Raw genomic sequence first — 3,095 nt, forward strand, 5'->3', positions numbered from 1 at the left:
TGTTGTACCAGCCAGAAACGGCAATGCCCCTTGCGTCAAAGTAATGCCAACCGTCGTTATCCTTAAACCAACGATTTACATACGGATTACCTTGAGCGTCAGCGTACTTCCAACCATCAGCTACCTTACGCCAGCCAGGCTGCTCTTTTACTGCAGCGTCAAATAGCATCTGACGAGTAATTTCTTGTCCATCTGAAGATCTTGTAGTGATATATAAGGTATATCGGCCGGTTGTTGGAAGAGCAAATGTTGCTGAAGTATCACTTGTATTAGATGCAACAGTTACCTTTGACCCATCTGGACCAACATAACTATATGTAAACGTCGCACCAGTAACAACACCGGTAAGAACTGGTTTAAGAATTACATCATTACCTTTTTGGACTGCGGAAATGCTTCTCATATTCCACCAGGTATCGGAATGATACATCTCCCAGATTGCCCAAGCGTCAGCCCAGCCAATGTAGTCAACCTTTGAATTGTCACCAAGATCTTTAAACTCTGCTGCATGAGCTGGGTTGGAAATAAACTGGTGCTCAATGATTACGCCAAGGATACCTTTTTGACGAGCATAACGAACAATGCCGTAGTAATCGGACTCGTCGCCATTCTCGTAATAGTCTGTGCCGTCTTTATCGTTATAGCCACGCTCAGTAGCGCCATCACCACGAGTGACAATGCCTGCTTTGTTTCTTAAGTAATAGTTAACCTTGCCAGCAAGAGCTTGACCAGCAACGTAAAGATCGTGGTTATAGCTCACGTCATGAGGAACTAAGACTTCAGAGCCTGTTGCCGACGCAGGACCTGCGTTGTAGTGCAAAGAAATAATGGCACAGGCATTTGCATCAACAGCACGTTGAACGCGTGTTTTGATCGAAGGATCTTCATGCTCGCCACGAACTACTACAACGGGGACTCCCCATTGCTCAAGATATTTCTTAACGTACATAGCTGTAGCCCAGGCAATGTCGCCTTCTTTTAAACCGTAGTACATTGCACCTGGATCTCGACCATCTGTACCGTCACTGTGGCCAGGATCCAGCGCAATTGGCCTTCCAGTTGCTCGAGAAAGCGCAACAGCATCACTCAGAGACTGGCTCTGAATTATGTTGCCTTGGGCATCCATAGTTGTGTAGGTAGTTGCATATGCGTTTTGAACTGTTGTTACAAACAATGCCGTGACAACAAAGAACAAAACAGCAAGCAATTTACCGCGAGTATTAAATAAACTGCGTTTCATGCGGTCCTCCGAAAAGTATTAGTTTACTCCTCTTCATAGTTGTTAAAAGTTTACACTAGACTGACGCGTCAATAATAAAAAACACAAGCTCACCGCAACTTGATTGGAACTCTGTGATTTTCTCGACACTTGAAGATATTCTTGCAACAGATTTTGAAGCAGCAATCTTTGATTTTGATGGCACTATTGCTCATACACACCATATTTGGAAGCTTGTTGACCAGGAGTTTTTTGAGTCGCGAGGAATCCCTTATACTCCAGAAATTGGCAAGATTCTCTCCCCTCTTGGATTTGAAAAGGGAGCGGACTGGGCAATTGCCACCTATGGACTAAAGGAAGATCAAGAAGAGATTGTCGCCGAGTGGAAAGAGCTAAGTAAAAGCTTCTTTGTAAACTCCGTGCAGCTTCGATCTGGTGTTGTTGATTTTATGAGCAAGCTAAAAGAAAAGGGTATCCCTACTGCATTGGCAACTGTCAACGAGCCAGAACTCCTTGCCCTCCTTGAGTCTCGTTTGCATCTATCCACTCTGTTTGATACTCAGGTATTTGCGGCAGATGTTGGATCTGCAAAAGATGAGCCGCATCTCTATTTAGAGGCTCTTGCTCGCCTTAGAGTTCAAGCCGAGAAAACAATTCTGTTTGAGGACATCCCGCTAGCTCTTCAGACAGGAAATTCTGTTGGCCTTATTACCTGCGCTGTTAATTGTGATGATGAACATCAAGATATCGAGAAACTCTCTGAACTTGCTGACTTCACCATCAAGCACTGGTATTAAAGTTCTTGGTTACTGTAACTGTAAAAATAGCGATGTAACAAAAAAAGGAGACCCGAAGGTCTCCTTTTGATGGTAGTGTTCGCAAGTACTAGATCTTGTGGACGCTAGAAGCCTGGAGCTTACCGTTCTGGCCGGTGGTAATCTCAAACTCGACAGGCTGACCCTCATCGAGAGTCTTGAAACCGTCCATCTGAATCTCGGAGAAGTGTACGAACAAATCGTCGCCATCCTCACGAGAGATGAAGCCGTAACCCTTGTCTGGATTAAACCACTTTACAGTACCCTGAGCCATTTCGTGCCTTTCTTTCTTAGCCCCGCAGGGCAAAACTGCGCCTGTGGAGCGCGATACCGTGACGTTTCGCCACGTGGAATATAATAACCTTAATCAACAACTTATGTGGCGAGAAACCACTCATGGAGATTTTCACACCATCTACCGGTAGAGCCACAGGTAATCAAGCTGTTTTCCAGCATTTATTTAAGGATATATCTGCTATTAAACGATTTTTATCTCATTAGTTGAGCATTTTTTCATAGAAGATAGAGAATTTGTATAGGATTAATTTACGAGAACAATAACAGACATATCAAACTATTATTTATATAGAAAGTTATCCCTTCAAAAAAGGATATGACAATGGAGAAGAAAATGCGTTTTCCCTACAGACCTTCTACACAAAAGCTTATTGCAGTAGCTTCGCTAAGCGCAGCTCTGCTTTGTAGCTTTCATGCTGTTCCCGCTTTTGCAGAGACCGCTGATACCTCAGCAGTAAATGCTCCTGTTGTAACAACTGAAACTACCGCAACAGCTGAAAATACTTCTCCTGCAGCACCTGAAAACTCTCAGCCAGCCTCACCTGCAGCGCCATCAACTACCACTCCAACAGCAGATCAGACACCTGCTGCTCCAACAGAGAATACAACGCCAACTCCTCAATCTTCTGGGTGGAGACAAGAAAACGGTCAATTCCACTATTACAAAGAAGATGGAACACTTGTTACAAGTCAGTGGATCAAAGACGATTCTGGCTGGCACTATGTAGACGCTGCTGGTAATGCAGTCAAGGGTTGGTACACAA

The 3,095-nt window shown here is 44.2% G+C and carries 3 protein-coding genes and 1 pseudogene; 2 read left to right on the plus strand and 2 right to left on the minus strand.

What is annotated here, in order from left to right:
• The coding region (locus HMPREF1647_RS06735; protein ID WP_035433329.1) for an N-acetylmuramoyl-L-alanine amidase at positions 1-1,240 on the minus strand (1,240 nt) is incomplete at its 3' end.
• 113 nt (positions 1,241-1,353) lie between these two features.
• Between HMPREF1647_RS06735 and HMPREF1647_RS06740 the strand changes: the two genes are divergently transcribed.
• Positions 1,354-2,016 (plus strand): HAD family hydrolase, encoded by a 663-nt coding sequence (locus HMPREF1647_RS06740; RefSeq protein ID WP_052039182.1) that lies wholly within the window; start codon positions 1,354-1,356, stop codon positions 2,014-2,016.
• An 88-nt stretch (positions 2,017-2,104) separates the two neighbouring features.
• Here the strand turns inward: HMPREF1647_RS06740 and HMPREF1647_RS06745 are convergent, their stop codons facing one another.
• A complete protein-coding gene (locus HMPREF1647_RS06745; protein WP_012808976.1) occupies positions 2,105-2,308 on the minus strand; it encodes a cold-shock protein in 204 nt (67 codons plus the stop codon).
• A gap of 345 nt (positions 2,309-2,653) precedes the next feature.
• Here HMPREF1647_RS06745 and HMPREF1647_RS06750 point away from each other — a divergent pair.
• A pseudogene (locus HMPREF1647_RS06750) lies at positions 2,654-3,095 on the plus strand (hypothetical protein); the annotation flags it as partial.

The organism is Lancefieldella parvula DNF00906, from assembly GCF_000758945.1.
In the GTDB taxonomy this organism is placed as follows: domain Bacteria; phylum Actinomycetota; class Coriobacteriia; order Coriobacteriales; family Atopobiaceae; genus Lancefieldella; species Lancefieldella parvula_C.